A 17,942-nucleotide genomic window follows, 5' to 3' on the forward strand; every position below is an offset into this window, starting at 1 on the left:
ACAATAGGGCTCACAAAGAAATTTGTTGAGCCCTTTAATTTGGTATGTATTAAACTTGATGAGTTCAAGCTTCAACCTATGAAGATCATTATCTGAATTCTCATTTCTCGACTTTAGAGGGGTGTCCGTTTATATTTTTTAACATCAGAAAGATTACAATCAAATACTTCCTACTTTTATAGGGTGCGCTATAGCGGCCAATAGTTATACTGAGGTAATTGGTGTGCAATACAGTTATTCTAAACTAAAAATGAGACAACTTATGAAAACACTTTTAAGAATTTTACTTGCTGCGATGTTGTTTGTATCGTTGACCATAAAGGCGCAACAAGACACCAACCCAAATGTTATTTTAATTACACTCGATGGGGTTCGCTGGCAAGACGTTTTTACAGGAATCGATACCAACTTATTGAACAGTTCGTATACTCAAGACAAAGATGGTTTGACCGAAAAGTTCGTGGGAAATTCCATAGAAGAAAACAGGACCTTATTAATGCCTTTCTTCTGGAATACAATAGCCAAACAAGGGCAGTTGCATGGTAATCGAAATAAAAATAGCAAGGTGAACCTTACCAATAAAATGCTATTTTCATACCCTGGGTATAATGAGATTTTGACGGGGAAAGCAGACGATGAGAACATCAATAGCAATGATAAAATATATAACAAAAATGTAACACTCTTAGAACTGGCCAACACTACTGAAGCCTATAAAGGTAAAGTGGCCGGGTTTGGTAGTTGGGATGTTTTTCCGTTCATCATAAATGATAAGAGAAGTGGTGTGCCCGTAAATGCTGGATATATGGATGCTACAGGAGATTTAAACGATAGGGAACTATTTTTAAACGAGATTCAACGCCAGGCACCAGTTATTTGGGAGAGCGTAAGGTTGGATGTTTTTACGCATCAGTATGCGAAAGAGTACATGAAAAAGAACCATCCGAAATTGGTATTCATCTCTTATGGTGAAACAGATGATTTCGCTCATGACGGCCATTTTGATTTTTACACGAAATCATTACATAACACAGATGCGTTGATTGCCGATTTGTGGAATTATGTACAAACGGATTCTTTTTATAAAGACAACACCTATGTTATCATTACTACCGATCATGGCAGAGGAGAAGGTATAGAAGAAGGTTCGAAATGGACCAGTCATGGTATCGATGTTGCAGGGGCAGAACAAACGTGGTTGGCTATTTTAGGTCCAACGGTTACCGCATCAGGAGAAGCAGTTAACGAGCAATTGTACACCAATCAAATTGCACCTACGGTAGTAAAGACCTTGAATATGAACGTAGACAGCAATACGATGCCGGCAAAAAAAATCGATTTTAAGCGGCCTTGATGGTGTCTAAAACTAGTAGCCTTTGGGGTACATCTTTATTGCGAGTGTAGCATTTGGTTAACCCTAATACGTAGACCGGCTACGCCTAATTGAGGAGTCAAAGACGATAAGGTATCGTAAACTTATTTAGCGCAGGTGCGAGCCGCTGCGTTGGGGTGAGAATCCCACAGATAAAACGAAAATTACCACTCAGAAGGTGGTTTTAGTAGTGGAACCAAAGAGATTTATCCTTTTGGTTTTCCCTAGTGCCTCGTCCTGTACATGCGACAGGCTGCCCTTATAGGGCCAGGCGCTTAAAAACAACAAAGCCCGATCAATATAAATTGTCGGACTTTTTTTGTTTTAAAACGCAAACCAGTTGCGCTTAATGGTGGAGCCGGAGGGTCTAGAACCTTTCTCTTTAAATGCCTATGCATAGGGCTTTTGAGAGCCGATAATTTTTATACTCACCGAATAGGTCATTTTTAACAATCCAAACAGATTTATATCTGTAAATAATTAAAAATTGAGGCTAGATATGCTTTAACCCCAAGTAAACTAATGATGCATTCTGGTACTAAAATTATAAGAGTTAACAGTAAAAGTTTGTGATATCTACCATTCACCATCTTTTTATTTTAAAGGAAAGTGCAGTAATTAATCAAACTGCATTTAAATAGATTACGCATCTCTGCCTAGTAGAACGTTAGGATTATAATATTTTAGATTTTTACAAACAGTTTGAGTCCCGTAAAAGGTCAATTAAAGAAACTACTAAAAGAGACCACGAACAGGACCGCCACTAAAAAGGTATTTTACATTTTAGAAATGGTACTGGAAAACGGCGGTTTTAAGGGTCTAATTATTTTCTTTAAATGGAGAAAAAAATCAACCGCTTGTATTTTGAATGAAGATATTTGGTACATTAAACATACTTAACTCCTAATCCTATGCGAACAACAAAATAATCCTCCGACTACACGCCACAAGGTGGGCTGTAGCTAATTCAGATTCGCTTACATTTTTTGAAAATACAATTTCATTTTAATAAAACTTCTGCGCTTTAAATGGAACTATGAGTTTCGTTTTATAGTGAGCAGAACGTGATAATAATAATTTAAAATTTCGAAGAAAATATTAAAAATTATGAAACTAAAAATTATATATGTATTAGTGCTGTTTTCCTTGCTTGCCGTTAACAGTTATGGCCAATCCTATAGTTTTCCTGTAAGACCAGGAGATCAAGCATGGAAGGAGTTCGTCAATTCGGATGATAAGTATTTGGCGTGTCAGATACCCGATGGAATCTTAGAATCAATGTCGACAAAAGATTTAGTGGAAACCTGCTTAAATTACCCACTAATAGGCACTTTATTTGCCTATAATGACTTGCAAGCTGGTTTTGACGCACTTAGGAAAAAGTTCAATGGTATTGAAGAATTAATGGGTAGAAAGGATTCGGGGAAAGAGCTGATAAAGCTTTATTCTAATATGTCGCCGGAAAAATATGGAGCAGATTGGTCTGAAGAAAGAAAAGGGGACTTCGCATTCGAATTTTCCTATATCGAAACCTTTCTTGCCCAAAGGGATGTTCTAGCTACCCTGTCTTTGACCGAGAAAAAAGAACTGGTAAAGCTGTGTTCGGAAAAATATACTGCAAAGCAAAACCGTGTAGCCATTTTTGGAACCCTAGGTACCTCTAACACGGCATGGGTCATTGCAAGGACTATGGACAGCCAAGGCTCGGCCAATGAGAATGGAGCCGAAAGCGACTTTGCAAAAAACACCTTTATCGAGCAGGGTTTGGTAATTGATTTTGCGGTTGTTGAAAATATCATGGAAAAGGCACAAAGCTTTATTAAATGAGGTATCTAAAAGTTCTTTTGTTTATCATTTTGATAAGTTGTGGTAAGGAAGATGAAGTGATTTGTTCGTCATTCACTCCTGAGGCATCTGATCAGTACATTTTCCCTCTAAGGCCGGGTATGCCAGAATGGGAGAGATTTACAAGTGGCCAAGAAAAGATTGATGCCCTACAAGTGCCTGTTGGCATACTAAAAAAAATGAGCACTTACGGTTTAGTCGAGACATGCCTTGACTATCCATTATTGGGTGCCATGATGGCGTTTGATACTATCCAATATGGTGTGGAAAGGCAAATGGAAAATTTTAACGGTTTTCACGAGCTTATAACTAGGGAAAATGCTGGACAAATTATGTTGGACCGGTTCAAACAAATGAACCCAGAATGCATTCCACAAGGCGACGAAGTGGTTGTAGGTGATTATACTTTGACTTTCGTTTATATGGGAATGGTACAGGCCCAGTTTGTTCTTATAGAACAGCTGACTTCCAGCGAACGACGTGAACTATTGGACGAGGCCATAAAAAAAAATACTCAGTTCGAAAATATTGGCGACCCATATAGCATTTTGAACCTAAAAATTGAAGCGTTGCTTATGGCCAGGGTAATGGTTTCGGAAAAATACGAACCCTTTTTAGAAGAAATAGCGAAGAATGTTTCCATAGAAATATTTATAAAATATGTTGAATTGAACAATAAGATAGAAACCCTAAATAAAATATTAGAATATGCGACCGAATATAATAAATAACCATTAAAAACTACAAATATTTACAAGTGGCGGTAAGTATTTGCATATTATTGTTGTTTTTAAACAATTCCGCTGCTCAATCGACTGCAACGGTATATACTCCCAAAGGCACACCAGTAACGGTGCTAGTGTTAGCTGAGGCGTCACAAAGTCAAATCAGTTCTTGGAATGCCCAAGCTACGGCGGCATTTCCCAATGCAACAATCGTTAGCAATTCCTCAGCAAAATACAATTGCCATGGGTATGCGTGGTACTTGACTGAATGTGCCGGATGTACTCAGTATTGGATGAATACTCCAGGAGATGATAAATATTGGCAAGACTGTAGTTATGTTGAAGTGTCCGCTTCCCAAGCACAGAAAATATCATATGCTAGTGATGACCATTCCGCCGTAAAATCGGTCGTTGCGGGTAAATATGAATCAAAATGGGGTAGCTGGCCAGTTATGAGGCATAATCCTACAGATACACCCTATGATGAAACAACTTTAAAATATTATATTAAGCCTTCATTATCCGGTCCTTCAAACTTCTGCACAACTGGAAATTTTAGTGTTGTCGCTCCTTCGGGCACCTCAGTAACTTGGTCGGTGAACCCTAGCTCTGCAGCTACATTCCCCTCAGGTTCATGAACTTCTAAAACATTTACCAGAAGTGGAACTTTCACAGGTACAGCAACGATTACGGCAACAATGAATTTTACAGGAGGATGCTCTACTACTATACTTTCAAAATCTCTATATATTGGCCCTTCTATAACAATAACTTCGCCCAATTGGGCAGATTCTTCCGGAGGCCTACCGGTTACCGTGGGCAATGGCACCGGAAACTACAAATATTATAAAAATGGCACACTTCTATTGTCTTCAAGTTCATCATCTGTCTATTTAAATTGGGGGTGTTCTGGAGGACTATTAAAGGTAACTTGCAACACCGCCTGTGGGGCTGCTCAGTTGGATAGAACCATATATCAAAACTGCAGTTACAACATTATGACCGTATATCCTAATCCATCAGACTCGGAAGTATTCATCGGCTACAATGAAAAATCAGAAAGTGGAAATCCAAATAGTTCGGTTACGTTAGATAATCCAATTCAAATTGAGATTTACGATTTGACTGGTGCTCTATTGAGAACAAAACAGTTTGCGAAGTCAGTAAGTATTCCAAGTATAGATATTTCCGACCTTAAAAAGGCAACCTATCTTTTAAGAATTGTCGGCAAAGAGGTTGACGAAGTACATCAGATAGTGAAAGAATAGAAACCTATTTGAAAAAGCTTAAATAAAATCGGGGGTTAGCACTCCCGATTTTTTTTGTTGTCTTCCAAAAAAAGGTACGGTAGGAAAGTTCCTTAAAACCAACCTTTTACGGCACAAATATTTTTCACTATCTTCTTAAAGCAAATTTGAAAGTTCAAATTAATGTTAAGATAGGACACCTGCCTGGCGAAATAAAAAGTCCGTCTTTGAATTAATTCTTAATTGTACGGTTTTTGTAACTTTACGTTAAAATGATTATATGGGCACAGCAGAATTAAACAATATTAAAAAGGAGCTTGTTGGATGGATCCAATCTTAACCGATGATTCTATTTTAAGTCTGCTTAGTTCCGTCAAATTATCCAGTGAGGGCAAATCCACCGACTGGTGGGAAGAACTTACAGAAAGTGATAGAGTCAATATTCTAAGTGGAATCAGGGATTATCGGCAAGTTGAAATTATGAGATCCAATTAGTTCAGGAACGGTTTGACCAATGGATAAACCTTAGGAGGTAGAAAGGACAAAAAGGTCGTTGCTAAACGCCATTGCCATTCAAAATTCCCTGATTCAAAAGTTCAGGATCAAGGAGGTGGTTAAATTTAAAAGGTTGCTTCGGCAATTTGAATTAACGGTATCCAATTTCCCTACACTATATCCTGAATCAAAAAGTCAAAAACTTTTAAGGCGTGCCTCCGTTCGCAAAAACACAACTGTTTATTACATTTTCCGCAAAGACAAAGTGACGGTTATAGCTCGTATGTTTGGTTCTAAGTTTGAAGATAAGATATTTAGAATTATCAAAGAGTAGGTAAAGAAGAGTGATTACAAGGTTTAGCTATGAAGGATAATAGGCAAGAGAAGGCCGGTAGATAATCCAAGTAAAAATCATGGCTAATCACTTCGCAAGAGGGTATATAAATTCATGGCCGGACTCTTTTTTCTTGGCCGACCGTGTTACACTATAGTGGGATTCAATTTTTTCTGAAGTACTTACTATTCTAGTATGGAAACACATGATTTTAAACTTAGGAATATCAAGGATAAATACGAAGTTCGAAAATTGCACTCTTGGTATAATAAAGTGGAAACATCGAAAAATTGAAATACATAAGCAACCTTACAGGTAAGTCCACATCCTATATGAACAATTTAACACAATTTATTCATGTTTGTAAGTAATCTTTTTCTTACTTATTTGAAAAATTACATATCTTTATAACGCACCGCTATGAAACCACAACATACCATGAAGGTCTTCTTTCTATTTTTGTTTGTCAATTTTTCGATTACATCCTGTTCAGATGATGACCCTGATCCAGGGTGTTACCAGGAGCTTGGCCTAAAAATTATTGAAACGATTAAAGGAGAGCGAGGTACAATCAGGGCACCAGGCAATCAATTTTGTTCTGACGACTATGTAATAGAGTCCTTGGTCAAGGTAGGAAACCGTCCATTAGGGTCTTTGATTCCCTGCAATTTGGACTCTGAATTTCAAATCGACGGGGCTACCGTTATTTATAGTGGTTACGTTTATGAAAGAATAAATGATGGGGATCAATGTGCCGATTTTTTTGAAATAACTGAAATACGATTGAATAACCAATAAACCATAGAAAATGAAAAACATTAACCTATCATTACTTGTTTTTTTATTGGCCTGTACTTTGGCATATTCTCAAAAAAGGGTTTTGTCAAGAGACATAACGGTCACTTCTTCAGAGGAACTACGGTTACTGAATACATTTAAAGAATATCAAGTAGTGGAAATCGATTTGGCCAAATTTTCGGAAGACGTTACCCCTTTAAAAGAAACAAGAATCTTGTGGGATATCGGAAAATCAAATAATTTGGACATCCAGCTATATCCCCATGACATACGATCTCCTTCCTTTAAGGCCGCAATGGTGATGGAAAAAGGGATTACCAACGTGGAAATTAACAAAACCGTTACATATAAGGGGTATCTAACCAATACGGGGAACAAGGTTAGATTAACTATTACTGATAATTTTATTTATGGCAGTATTCAAACTGACGAAGGGCTTTTAATGATTGATCAATTGAAGTATGTTTTAAAGGACAAAAGCATACCATCAAATAAACTAGTTATCTACAACAACAATAATGTTAAAGAGGGCAATCTCGTTTGTGGTACTCCAGATACAGAAATAGAAGGCCGATCAGCGCAAGAGGGGGTAATTGCATATTCTTCATCCGCCGGGTGCAATATAGTTGAAGTTAATGTGGATTGTGATACGGAATATTGGAATGATTATAATGATGCTTCGTTTACAAGGATGTTGGCAGAATTCAATATGATACAAGACGTTTATGAGGATGAATAGGATGCAATCTTAAGCGTTTCAACATTACATGTATTTATAGGTGGTGTTTATGTTTCATCCAACCCAAATACCATAATCAATGAAGCAAAAAGCATATGGTCGTCCTCACCTTATAGTTACGAATTAAGAGATCTTGTGCATCATTTTACTGGTAAAACCACAGGTATATATGGGCAGGCCTCTTCTATTGGGGCGACATGCAATGAAACTACCCCTGTATGTTTCTCCGAGGTTAGTATTGAAATTTATAGGTTGAACTATCACATTACTTCTTTCAAATCTTACTCCTGATGAACCAACAGTATAGATATATAAATTACTATTTCCAACCATTTGGGTAGATTGCTTAGTCAAGTTCGTTGTAAACTGTATTCTAACTGTCGAATTGGTACCGAAATCGATATTACCGCAATTGTTAATCGGTGTTCCACTTATATACTGCATGTTAGAAATTGTTACTCCAACTTGACCCAACAAAGTTGTACACAGCATCAAATATATTAATGTGATTGATATTTTTATAGAGCTTTTCATAATGAAATAATTTATTTTATTAAATGGATTTGAAAACCTAAAGCGATTTGGAAATTATTGTATGAAGAACTTGCAGAGCTATCAGGTATTAATTTTCCGCTATTATATTCTAGGGTTACCTCCAACGCTACACTACTATTAAAAAATATCGCAGGGCCTGCCTTAAAGCCATAAGCATTAGAATTCGATTTATTATTGCCAGATTGAGATTGAGATGCTCCATAAATATAATTTGCCTGCAACAGTATATTAACGCGCTTATCTTCCTCTAAAAAATAGTATCTCGCAAATGGACCAATTCCATATGAAAAGCTATTTTCAAAATCTTTTGGCATTGAACTCCCAAGGTTAAGAAGACTCCCAACAGCAAATCTATTTGCAAGAAAATAACCGATATTAGGGGAAACATTAATACCAAAACCTTTATTAATATTTTCTAAACCATTACTTGAAGACTTATTTTCATATGATGAAAAATTTCCAGTACCCCCAACTAGCCAATTGCCTTTTGTTATTTGACCATTAACCGCAGCAGTGCCCATAATTACCATAATATGCGCTAAATATAATATTCTCATAAATTTTGAATTTTGATTGATCTTAAGAATTGAATTTTTATTTTTTTAGAGATTTACTTCATCCCGAAGTCAATGCTCGTTTTCCTTTAGTATACCTGCCGTTCTTCTTAGTTAAAAAGGCTGACATTAAACAATGTAATTGAAGTCTTGTATACCTTTCGAAAATTTTAAGGAACAGAGTAAAATCTCTTTTGGCATTTATTTAAAATTTTCTGGAGGTTATGTGAAGATTTATAACCTGAGTAATTTTTAATCATAAGAAACCATTTTTTAATTGTTATAGAGTTGACACGGCTTTTCCCAAAAGTGGTCTTCATTTTCTAAAAAACAGTCCTTACTACATACCTTACATTTATAATTAAATGTAGGATAAAAGATGATTGAAAAAATAAATTTTAAAAAATTATTATATTTATTTAAATAACTGATAAACAAAGTTTTAAATATGAAATTTTATTTTTTTAAAATTAAAAAATAAGAATTTTCCTAAAAATTAAAGTGAAATTGTTTAATCCTCTTTGGGTATGTCTAGAGGCAGTCCTAAAAGGGGTTGGAAAAACTAGATGCTCCAAAATTTTAAGATTACTTACCAATTAATTTTAATAAGTATTTAATAGCGATTTTTGATTTGGTCTAATTCATTTTATAATTTTCTGGTGTTGATTCCTTTCCTTAAACCAAGAATTGACCCGAAGTACCAACGACATCAAGGTGATACTGGATACTACCGAAATGGAAAGATGACGGCGGAAGCAACGAAATTTCGAGAATGTGAAAACTGAGTGGTTTCAGGAATCAGTTCAGGATATTGGGGACAAGTTTTCAAAGCAAGATCGGTTCCTAATCTACAATTGTGGTTTTATTGCTCAAATTGATTTATTTCTTCGGTCATCATAGAGTACCTGGCCCAAGAGGTCTCCCTAATCGAGGGAGGGCAAGTGGTACTATCCATCTTGGTTGAATCTAGGCTTAGGTAAGTTATGCGTTGAAATGGTACGTTAACAAAGCTCTAGTTGAAAAAGAATTTTACAATTCTTTTGTTTTTTTGATGCGCTTATTATCCATCTCTGCCAACTTTTCTTTTAAAATCCCCATATCATACTCTACTTTTTTGCTTATGATTTTAGCGTAATGCTGCGTGGTCCGCAAATTTTTATGGCCTAACATTTTACCAACAGTCTCTATTGGCACCCCATTAGAAAGTGTTACAGTAGTAGCGAAGGTATGCCGAGCTAAGTGTGTCGTAAGGTTCTTTTCTATGCCACATAGGTTTGCTATTTCCTTTAGATAAGCATTGGATTTCTGGTTGCTCAAAACGGGAATTACACAATTTCCATTGACAACTTTAGGATGGTCTCTATACTTTTCTAAAATAGCTTCTGCAGTCAGCAGAATTGGAATACCCAGTTTCGATTTGGTTTTGGTGCGCTCCGCCTGAATCCATAAACTACCATCAATATGGCGAACGATATTATCCTGATTCAACTTTTGCACATCAATATAGGAAAGTCCGGTGTAGCAACAGAATACGAACATGTCACGTACTACATTTAAACGATCGCCATCTATTTCTTTTTCTTTTAAGTCTTGTAGTTCCTCTTTGGAAAGAAAATCACGTTCCACAGTTTTAAATTGAACTTTGTAGTTATAGAATGGATCTTTGGATATCCAGTCATTGGCCACTGCCATTCGGATGATCTTTTTAAAGTTGTTGACATATTTCAAAGCCGAATTATGATTGCAGGCTTTGGTTATTTTTAAAAAGTACTCGAACCCTTTGATAAACCTTAAATTGACATCTCGAACTGGCACATCGTCCTTCCGGTACTCTGTCCTTAAGAACTCTTTCACGTGTTTTTTGGTGGTGTGGTATCGCTTCCAAGTACCAAGGGCAAATTCAACCCCGACCAATTTTTCCATCTGCAGGTTATGTTCTTCAAAGAGCTGCACCAGCATTGTAATTTTTTCTCCTTTGCCTACATAAAGGTTTTTTATTTCCGAAGAATTAAAGGGTCTGCCTTCGTCAACAAGTCGAGCATGAATCTTATTTATTTTGTTTCTGACAGCATCTAAATAGGAATTCAATTCGTTTGCTTCGAGGTTCGTTCCGCGCATTTTCCCCGTTCTGGCATTCCATTTTTCGGGATCGACTTTACGGGAAATACTCAGTTCGCTACGTTGCCCATTAACTGTCAAACGCAGGTATATTGGTACTTTCACGTCTTTTTCAAAATGTTTTCCTTTGAGGTAAAATAACTGTGAGAAAGAATGGCTCATTTTATGTATCTTTTTAACAGAAATAAAGGTACAAAAAAGGAAAATACCATTTTCATAATTAACATTATATCAGTTAATTACAAGCAAATCGGTGAGTGTTTTTTAATAAAAAAAGTACTCACCGAATAGGTCACCTAAAATACGGTTTCAAAACGATTCATTTGATACCATAAAAAATAAAAACCCCTGATAATCATATGATTAAGGGGTTTTTAAATAGTTTTGGTACTATTCCAGTGGAGCCGGAGGGATTCGAACCCTCGTCCAAACAAGTAATTAAAATGCTTTCTACATGCGTAGTATCTGATTAATTTTCGATAAGTACCTGACCAGAAACCGCCCAATACAAACTTATCTTCTTAAGGTTTTAGTGATACCGCCAAAGCGAGCAGGTATCCTTATGTTGACTTTTCTGGTGCTCCTATAAGAACCGCCATCAACAAGGGCTGTTCAGGAACATCTCGCTTCCCTACCTAGTAGGGACGAGGCTAAATCCTACTGTAATTCGGATTAAGCGGCAAGAGCGTAATTATTTTCGCCAATTAAAAGTGTGAAAAATGATATTAACGAGCTGTTTCTCAGCGCTCGGCATGCTTACATTCCAACTAGTCTCGCTGTCAAAACCGGTCGGCCCCAATATGTTAATGAACTTTTTACTCTCTATTTGTACGTTCCCTTTTTTCAAAAAGGACGAGCTTTCGGCAGTATCTAGTACTCTCCTCTATCTCTATTGCGGGCAGCAAAGCTAACAAAAGTTTACGAGCCCCAATAATTTTTATTATGACCTAAGCCAATGTATTTCTAATTGCATAATTTAGTACAATATTTATACCAAAACACCATATGAAGTTCGGAATCATTAGAGAACGTAAAAATCCGCCAGATAAGCGCGTAGTTCTATCACCATTGGCCTGTCAAAAAGTCTTGAAATCACACAAAAAGGCAATATTGATAGTAGAACCGTCACCAATTCGTGCGTATTCTGATGAGATGTATAAGCAATTAGGCATTACCGTGGCAGATGAAATGGCTGATTGTGATGTGCTTTTAGGTGTAAAGGAAGTTCCGATCGATTCGCTAATTCCAAACAAAAAATACTTTTTCTTTTCTCATACCATTAAAAAGCAACCTTATAATAGAGATTTGCTACAGGCGGTTTTAGATAAGAATATTGAACTTTATGACCACGAAGTCATTACGAACAAGAAAGAACAACGTGTGGTTGCATTTGGCAGGTATGCAGGTATTGTTGGGGCCTATAACGGTTTTAGAGCATACGGACTCAAATTCGGATTGTTCAATTTGCCAAAAGCTAACGATTTGGCTGACCAAGAAGCTTTAATCTCTGAACTTAAAAAACTTAGGTTGCCAAGCATAAAAGTACTTTTAACCGGTAGGGGTAGAGTTGGTAATGGTGCTAGGGAAATGCTTGACGGTATGGGTATGCGACGCGTAAGTGTTGCTGAGTATCTTGAAGAAACATTTAATGAACCTGTCTATTGTCAAATAGATGCAGGGGAATACAACAAAAGAAAAGATGGTGTTCGCGGTAATAAAGCCGATTTCTTTGCCAATCCAGGAGCATATAAGTCTAACTTTTTTCGATTTGCAAAGGTGACCGATTTTTACATTGCTGGTCATTTTTATGGACAAGGTTCACCATATCTATTTACGAGGGAAGATGCGAAACATCCTGATTTTAAAATTAGGGTAGTAGCAGATATAAGTTGCGATATAGATGGGCCGGTAGCAACAACACTACGAGCTTCTACTATTGCAGAACCAATTTATGGCTACGATGCAGCATCTGAATCTGAAACCGATTTTAAACATAAAGACGCCATTGCTGTAATGGCAGTTGATAATTTACCCTGTGAACTTCCTAGAGATGCCAGTGAAGGCTTCGGTGAAGCATTCATTAAAAATGTAATCCCTGCCTTTTTCAATAATGATAAAGACGGAGTTCTACAAAGAGCCCGAATGACCCATAATGGTAAATTGACCGAGCGATTTGCGTACTTACAAGATTATGTAGATGGTAAGGAGTAACTGGTTTTTCGTCAAAATAGGGCGCTTCAATATTATTTTGATATGGTTAGGGTAATCAAGTAGGTTGTTAAGACCAATGTTGAATTTTATTTTGTCTTAATTATCCATTGTATAATCGGTTGTGTTTTAGGAGCTGTAAAACATCCTAAGGCTTTTAATTTTAAAGTGATTTCATCTTTTAGGACCAATGTTTTTATAGCTACTTTTTTTATCTCACCTGCTTTTATTTCAAAAACCGGAGAACTGTCATAAAACGAGTATTCAGATTCGTTTTGAAAAAGTAAATCACTACTAGTCACATTCTTTAATTCTAATTCTAACACTTGGGTGTTTTTGGCATAGCTAGCTTTTTCTATAACTATACTTGCCTTTAATAACGGAACCAAAAATTCTGCTTTGCCTACCATTAGATCATTATAAACAGCAACCGTTCTACCCGCAAATAAAGCTTCTTGCATGCTGGCAATACTACGTTCTTTTGTAAAGACTAAAGTAATGGGTCGTTGATTTCCTTTTTCTGTATAATCCCAATCAATGAGACCGTGAATGTCACTGGTACCCATAATCGTTAAATTATGTTCTAAAGCCAATGCCAGCGACTCTTGTGCATAGTCTACCGAATTAATAACTTCTATACCATGTAGTTCGCCGTTTTTAATGCGTTCTTTTTGAAAGTCGCTGAGAATTGGGTTCCCTTGTGGTGCTTGGGCGTGCCATGCTGGGTGGTTCCAAAATACAAATGCTCCCTGTTTTTTGGCTTCTGCGAAAGCATCTTCTGCTTTATCTTGAACAATAGGGTTTGCATCTTTTATGAATACGGCATTGTTATGCCCCATAGGTGCACTACGGGTAATTTCAGAACCATGAACCATAAGTAAATCATGTTCCTTGGCCTCTTCCATTGCAATTATATAAGACCTATTTCTATCTGGGTGTGGAATATCTTCTAGATGAGGTTGATACTCTAAATGCTCGGTAAGTGATATGGCATCCAAATTGTCGCGTAAGGCTTCCATTACTCGAATGTTGGGCCAAACATACCCATCGGAAAAAACCGTGTGAATATGTAAATCGGTCTTTAAACTTTTATATCCAGGAATATCTGGAAAAGAAAGTGGCCGTGAACTTTGATGTTCGTGTTGCTGCGAGGTTACCACTGCTGATACCAATAGAATAAGTAAAAAGTGAAGTCGAGTTTTCATACAAAAGACATTTATCCAAATGTATGAAAATCAACTTATATCAACGATTAATTTTATGATGGGCTAGATTAAAAATCGGTCAATTAATTAATGACACACCTATACCCAAAGTGGTTTGTCTATGGTTGTAATCGATTAGGGTTTCACCATAGCCATCGAAAAATTGTAGGTGACCATTGAAATTCTCAAAAATCGGGAATGACCAATTCAATTGTATGCTGCCCTTACTTTTGGCTCCGTAATTTAAAGAATGCCGTGCAATTGCCATAAATCGCTGTCGTCCCAAATCATAGGTGATATTTGCTTCTCCTCTTCCGATAAAATCTGAAATATTTTCATTGTCATCTATTTTACTACCTATTCGAATCCAAGGTTTAAGCATAACCTGCCAATTATCACGTTCAAAACCGGCATGAAAAGCAACCCTGTTCCAGCTTCTAGAAATAGGGTCGGACTGACCGTTTGACTCGTGAATTATTGCCGCACCTACCATTTTTACATCGAACCCAAGAAACTTGAATTTAATAGGGAAGTTGGCTATAATTTCTGGTTGATAATTTAGTTCTCTAAATGGTCTTGAACGCTCTGCGTTATAGATTTGCCAGTAGGCGGTTTGTGAGTATCCCATCCATAAATCCATATGACCATCAAACATATTATGAAAAATCTTTGTTTTTAGGCTAACCTGAAATTTTGCTTCAACAGCATTTAAACTCACAGGAGCATCTAAAACTGTAGTAGCGTTTTCAGCTACAGGAAATTCATTAGGATTTGTTGAGTATTTTGCTACGCTAAGGTAAATGGGTTTGTACGTGGTAATTAAAAAGGTGCCTCTATGATACGCATCTCCCAATTCCCATAACTCAGATAGGCTTTTACTATTCTTACCTATCCAATTCTGTGCATCTGTAACTTGTGCAAAGCCTTGAAAGGTGTTTATAAAGAAAATAATAAAGCTACATGCAAGAGTTGTTATTTTGAACATTACATCATTTTAAAAGCGCAAAACTATATATTTGAAATCGTTCTAAGTAGTCTTTAACGAATTAATAGAAATTCATTTATGAAACCTGCCGAGGAATATATTTTAAATCAGCCAGAGCCCTACAGGAGTATCTTGTTGCATTTAAAAAATCAAATTGAGCTCACATTACCCGAGGTAGAATTGAAGTATAAATGGAATATTCCCTGCTTTTATATTGGTAAATCGCCTATTTGTTACTTGAATGCATCACATAAAAAACAGTTTGTAGATATAGCTTTTTGGAATTCTGCACACCTTACTAAACATTTGAACGTCCTAATTTCCGAAAAACGAAAAGTAGTACGTTCATTACGTTACGCTACTCTAGAAGAGATCGATAACAACATTCTAACCGATGTACTGAAAGATGCATATTCAGTTCGTCAAAACGGATTTTATAAGCGGGAAGACTTACGTTAAAACTGATTTACTACAGTTCTAAGTGCTACCAAGTCAGTCAACAACTTTTTCATCAATCCCAAATCAAGCATATTAGCACCATCACTTTTTGCATTGGCACAATCGAAATGGGTTTCTATGAAAAGTCCGTCTACACCTGCAGCAATTCCTGCTCGTGCCATAGTACCAATTAGTGCTGGTCTACCACCTGTAACACCTGAAGATTGATTGGGTTGTTGTAATGAATGGGTTACATCTAAAACTACAGGGGCATATTGTTTCATGGTCGGTACACCTCTAAAATCAACAATCATATCTTGGTAACCGAACATAGTACCACGGTCGGTAATAATAGCTTGTTGGTTGCCTGTTTCGGTAACTTTATTTACCGCATGTTTCATACTTTCAGGACTCATAAACTGTCCTTTTTTGATGTTTACAGTTTTTCCTGTTTCAGCAGCTGCAACGACTAAATCGGTTTGGCGCGCTAAAAAAGCAGGAATTTGTAGCACATCTACATATTCAGCTGCCATAACGGCATCTTGTTCTGTATGAATATCCGTTACGGTCGGAATTTTAAAAGTTTCAGAAACTTTACGTAAAATCTTCAATGCCTTTTCATCCCCAATACCCGTAAATGAATCTAACCGACTGCGGTTTGCTTTTTTAAAACTTCCTTTGAATACATAGGGAATTTTAAGATCATCTGTTATGGTAACAATATGCTCTGCAATACGTAAGGCCATATCTTCACCCTCAATGGCACAAGGTCCAGAAAGTAGAAAAAAGTTATTACTATCGGTATGTTTTATTTGAGGTATTAAAGAAAGGTTCATTGGTCGAATATTTTTGAACAAAGATACTATTTTCAGAAGCTACCTGTTCTATAAGGATAAGATTGTTGAAAACCCAAATCCGAAATGTTTTTTAAATATACTTCAGCCCTGCATTTGTTTTTTATAGTAATTAGCCAAGCGAATGCGCAATTTGGGAAAAATTGTGAATTACGGCAGGTGAAAATCAACTTGATGAATCCTGGGTTTGAATACGAGATGGCATTAGGAACCAATACAACTTTTGATATTAAAGCTGGTTTGCAAGTTGCAATAGATCCGCTGCTGCCAGATGTGTATGAAGAGTTGGCATTTTTACCAACATTAGCAGGCCAATATCGCTATTATTATAATTTCGAGAAACGGCAACGCAATAGAAAGCAGATTTATGGCAATTCGGCAAATTATGTCGCTCCTGCAACTGCCGTCTTTTTTCCGGGAACGCGTACAATAGAAAATGAAATTGTAAAAGGTGCCTTTGGTTATGCAGGTATAGTTACCGGCTTGCAACGTAGCTTTGATTCTGGATTCAATTTTTCTGTCGATGTGGGTGCTGCGTATTACATGGGGCAATTTGATAGTGCTATATATCCGGTTGCCAACTTAAGTATAGGTTGGATCGTAAGTGAGAAACGTTGGTGTGTTGGCAGGTAGTGTCGCAAGTATTTTCTTAATATTTCATTAAATCAGGTGGTTACGTTTTTATTAACGATTAGTTTTAAATGCAACTTCAATCAAACCAAATGAAAAAAATTACGTTGTTTCTCCTCCTTTTTATAGTGAAGTTTGGTTATTCTCAAATCAATCGAATAACCGAGAAAGGTTCAGGAATCGTACATCTTGAACGACATCAATTCAAATTCGATTTGTTTAGTCCTGGTATGAGTTATGAGTTGGGACTTTTTAAGAATGTAAGTGCCTCCGGGGGACTAGGACTTGGTTACGCCACCTATGAGGAAGGGTATGCAATAGGTTTAACCTTACATACTAGGGTAAGGTATTATCATAATTTTAATAGAAGGATTGTCATGGACAAAAATGTCGCTGGTAATTCTGGAAATTACATTGCAGCAGCTCGGAGTATTTTCTTCTCCCCACTTCGATTGGCTACAAATATTGAGGGTCCGGATGATTTTAATCTTGGCGTTTACGGAGTAACGTATGGGATTCAAAGGACGTACGAAAGCGGATTTAATTTTAATGCTGAATTAGGTGCGGGTTATTACCGTGGGGACGGAGTACCGTCGGGATATGGTCCTCTGCTCAACTTTACCTTTGGTTGGGTGGCTACCAAACAAAAATCTAGAAAGCCGGTTTTTGATTAAATAAGGAGGCTGTTTTTTTTATGAAATGATAGTTTTTCTACATATTTTAAAAGATGCTCAATTTGTTTGAAGGTTTAGTATTACTAAAAAGTTCTTAATCTGGAACAGAACCCTCTCAAAATCAATAAGATAAAAATAACATAAGATTAAGTGTAGCTATTGAAAA

Annotated in this window: 17 protein-coding genes and 1 other RNA gene; 11 read left to right on the forward strand and 7 right to left on the reverse strand. The window is 36.7% G+C overall.

What is annotated here, in order from left to right:
• Positions 1–262: 262 nt before the first annotated feature.
• The 7 genes from BMY56_RS07560 to BMY56_RS07600 all read left to right on the forward strand — a co-directional run bounded on the left by BMY56_RS07560 (position 263) and on the right by BMY56_RS07600 (position 7,555).
• The gene (locus tag BMY56_RS07560; protein ID WP_177170938.1) at positions 263–1,354 is read left to right on the forward strand and encodes an alkaline phosphatase family protein; all 1,092 of its coding nucleotides are present in this window, start codon (positions 263–265) and stop codon (positions 1,352–1,354) included.
• 1,125 nt (positions 1,355–2,479) lie between these two features.
• Positions 2,480–3,199 carry a hypothetical protein gene (locus BMY56_RS07570; RefSeq protein WP_091622190.1) on the forward strand — a complete coding sequence of 240 codons (720 nt, stop codon included), beginning with the start codon at positions 2,480–2,482 and terminating at the stop codon, positions 3,197–3,199.
• Entirely contained in the window at positions 3,196–3,948 is a 753-nt protein-coding gene (locus tag BMY56_RS07575) for a hypothetical protein (RefSeq protein ID WP_091622193.1), read from the forward strand. Before BMY56_RS07570 ends, BMY56_RS07575 begins: the two co-directional genes overlap by 4 nt.
• 26 nt (positions 3,949–3,974) lie before the next feature.
• The gene (locus tag BMY56_RS07580; protein WP_143057792.1) at positions 3,975–4,580 is read left to right on the forward strand and encodes a hypothetical protein; all 606 of its coding nucleotides are present in this window, start codon (positions 3,975–3,977) and stop codon (positions 4,578–4,580) included.
• Positions 4,581–4,640: 60 nt separating this feature from the next.
• Positions 4,641–5,210 (forward strand): T9SS type A sorting domain-containing protein, encoded by a 570-nt coding sequence (locus BMY56_RS07585; protein WP_091622198.1) that lies wholly within the window; start codon positions 4,641–4,643, stop codon positions 5,208–5,210.
• Positions 5,211–6,438: 1,228 nt separating this feature from the next.
• Entirely contained in the window at positions 6,439–6,816 is a 378-nt protein-coding gene (locus BMY56_RS07595) for a hypothetical protein (RefSeq protein WP_091622203.1), read from the forward strand.
• 10 nt (positions 6,817–6,826) lie between these two features.
• A complete protein-coding gene (locus BMY56_RS07600; RefSeq protein WP_091622206.1) occupies positions 6,827–7,555 on the forward strand; it encodes a hypothetical protein in 729 nt (242 codons plus the stop codon).
• Between the two features lie 123 nt (positions 7,556–7,678).
• On the opposite strand, the gene BMY56_RS18495 is transcribed toward BMY56_RS07600, so the two are convergent.
• The 4 genes from BMY56_RS18495 to ssrA all read right to left on the reverse strand — a co-directional run bounded on the left by BMY56_RS18495 (position 7,679) and on the right by ssrA (position 11,579).
• The gene (locus BMY56_RS18495; RefSeq protein WP_143057793.1) at positions 7,679–7,999 is read right to left on the reverse strand and encodes a hypothetical protein; all 321 of its coding nucleotides are present in this window, start codon (positions 7,997–7,999) and stop codon (positions 7,679–7,681) included.
• 101 nt (positions 8,000–8,100) lie between these two features.
• Positions 8,101–8,667 carry a porin family protein gene (locus BMY56_RS07605; RefSeq protein WP_091622209.1) on the reverse strand — a complete coding sequence of 189 codons (567 nt, stop codon included), beginning with the start codon at positions 8,665–8,667 and terminating at the stop codon, positions 8,101–8,103.
• 1,026 nt (positions 8,668–9,693) lie between these two features.
• Positions 9,694–10,944 (reverse strand): site-specific integrase, encoded by a 1,251-nt coding sequence (locus tag BMY56_RS07610; RefSeq protein ID WP_091622211.1) that lies wholly within the window; start codon positions 10,942–10,944, stop codon positions 9,694–9,696.
• A 234-nt stretch (positions 10,945–11,178) separates the two neighbouring features.
• Positions 11,179–11,579: a transfer-messenger RNA gene (gene ssrA, locus BMY56_RS07615) on the reverse strand.
• 208 nt (positions 11,580–11,787) lie between these two features.
• On the opposite strand from ssrA, the gene BMY56_RS07620 reads away from it, so the two are divergent.
• The gene (locus BMY56_RS07620) at positions 11,788–12,993 is read left to right on the forward strand and encodes an NAD(P)-dependent oxidoreductase (protein WP_091622214.1); all 1,206 of its coding nucleotides are present in this window, start codon (positions 11,788–11,790) and stop codon (positions 12,991–12,993) included.
• An 86-nt stretch (positions 12,994–13,079) separates the two neighbouring features.
• On the opposite strand, the gene BMY56_RS07625 is transcribed toward BMY56_RS07620, so the two are convergent.
• Complete coding sequence (locus BMY56_RS07625) at positions 13,080–14,195, reverse strand: Sb-PDE family phosphodiesterase (protein WP_091622217.1); 1,116 nt, start codon at positions 14,193–14,195, stop codon at positions 13,080–13,082.
• Positions 14,196–14,274: 79 nt separating this feature from the next.
• Entirely contained in the window at positions 14,275–15,180 is a 906-nt protein-coding gene (locus BMY56_RS07630) for a phospholipase A (protein ID WP_091622220.1), read from the reverse strand.
• Between the two features lie 78 nt (positions 15,181–15,258).
• On the opposite strand from BMY56_RS07630, the gene BMY56_RS07635 reads away from it, so the two are divergent.
• Positions 15,259–15,639, forward strand: a complete 381-nt coding sequence (locus BMY56_RS07635; protein WP_091622222.1) for a DUF1801 domain-containing protein — start codon at positions 15,259–15,261, stop codon at positions 15,637–15,639.
• On the opposite strand, the gene kdsA is transcribed toward BMY56_RS07635, so the two are convergent.
• On the reverse strand, positions 15,636–16,454 hold the full coding sequence (kdsA, locus tag BMY56_RS07640; protein ID WP_091622225.1) for a 3-deoxy-8-phosphooctulonate synthase: 819 nt from the start codon (positions 16,452–16,454) through the stop codon (positions 15,636–15,638). The two genes, BMY56_RS07635 and kdsA, sit on opposite strands and share 4 nt — an antisense overlap.
• Positions 16,455–16,646: 192 nt before the next feature.
• On the opposite strand from kdsA, the gene BMY56_RS07645 reads away from it, so the two are divergent.
• Together BMY56_RS07645 and BMY56_RS07650 are read left to right on the forward strand one after the other, a co-directional pair.
• A complete protein-coding gene (locus BMY56_RS07645) occupies positions 16,647–17,105 on the forward strand; it encodes a hypothetical protein (RefSeq protein ID WP_143057794.1) in 459 nt (152 codons plus the stop codon).
• Between the two features lie 89 nt (positions 17,106–17,194).
• Positions 17,195–17,776 (forward strand): hypothetical protein, encoded by a 582-nt coding sequence (locus BMY56_RS07650; protein WP_091623206.1) that lies wholly within the window; start codon positions 17,195–17,197, stop codon positions 17,774–17,776.
• The last annotated feature ends 166 nt before the right edge of the window (positions 17,777–17,942 follow it).

The organism is Maribacter orientalis (genome assembly GCF_900109345.1).
Lineage (GTDB): Bacteria > Bacteroidota > Bacteroidia > Flavobacteriales > Flavobacteriaceae > Maribacter > Maribacter orientalis.

Coding starts and splice junctions, on each gene's coding strand:
- BMY56_RS07595 (WP_091622203.1), top strand. CDS start 6,439: ATGAAACCACAACATACCATGAAGGTCTTCTTTCTATTTTTGTTTGTC.
- BMY56_RS07570 (WP_091622190.1), top strand. CDS start 2,480: ATGAAACTAAAAATTATATATGTATTAGTGCTGTTTTCCTTGCTTGCC.
- BMY56_RS07630 (WP_091622220.1), bottom strand. CDS start 15,180: ATGTTCAAAATAACAACTCTTGCATGTAGCTTTATTATTTTCTTTATA.
- BMY56_RS07645 (WP_143057794.1), top strand. CDS start 16,647: ATGAATCCTGGGTTTGAATACGAGATGGCATTAGGAACCAATACAACT.
- BMY56_RS07620 (WP_091622214.1), top strand. CDS start 11,788: ATGAAGTTCGGAATCATTAGAGAACGTAAAAATCCGCCAGATAAGCGC.
- BMY56_RS07600 (WP_091622206.1), top strand. CDS start 6,827: ATGAAAAACATTAACCTATCATTACTTGTTTTTTTATTGGCCTGTACT.
- BMY56_RS07625 (WP_091622217.1), bottom strand. CDS start 14,195: ATGAAAACTCGACTTCACTTTTTACTTATTCTATTGGTATCAGCAGTG.
- BMY56_RS07610 (WP_091622211.1), bottom strand. CDS start 10,944: ATGAGCCATTCTTTCTCACAGTTATTTTACCTCAAAGGAAAACATTTT.
- BMY56_RS07605 (WP_091622209.1), bottom strand. CDS start 8,667: ATGAGAATATTATATTTAGCGCATATTATGGTAATTATGGGCACTGCT.
- kdsA (WP_091622225.1), bottom strand. CDS start 16,454: ATGAACCTTTCTTTAATACCTCAAATAAAACATACCGATAGTAATAAC.
- BMY56_RS18495 (WP_143057793.1), bottom strand. CDS start 7,999: ATGCAGTATATAAGTGGAACACCGATTAACAATTGCGGTAATATCGAT.
- BMY56_RS07585 (WP_091622198.1), top strand. CDS start 4,641: ATGAATTTTACAGGAGGATGCTCTACTACTATACTTTCAAAATCTCTA.
- BMY56_RS07560 (WP_177170938.1), top strand. CDS start 263: ATGAAAACACTTTTAAGAATTTTACTTGCTGCGATGTTGTTTGTATCG.
- BMY56_RS07575 (WP_091622193.1), top strand. CDS start 3,196: ATGAGGTATCTAAAAGTTCTTTTGTTTATCATTTTGATAAGTTGTGGT.
- BMY56_RS07650 (WP_091623206.1), top strand. CDS start 17,195: ATGAAAAAAATTACGTTGTTTCTCCTCCTTTTTATAGTGAAGTTTGGT.
- BMY56_RS07635 (WP_091622222.1), top strand. CDS start 15,259: ATGAAACCTGCCGAGGAATATATTTTAAATCAGCCAGAGCCCTACAGG.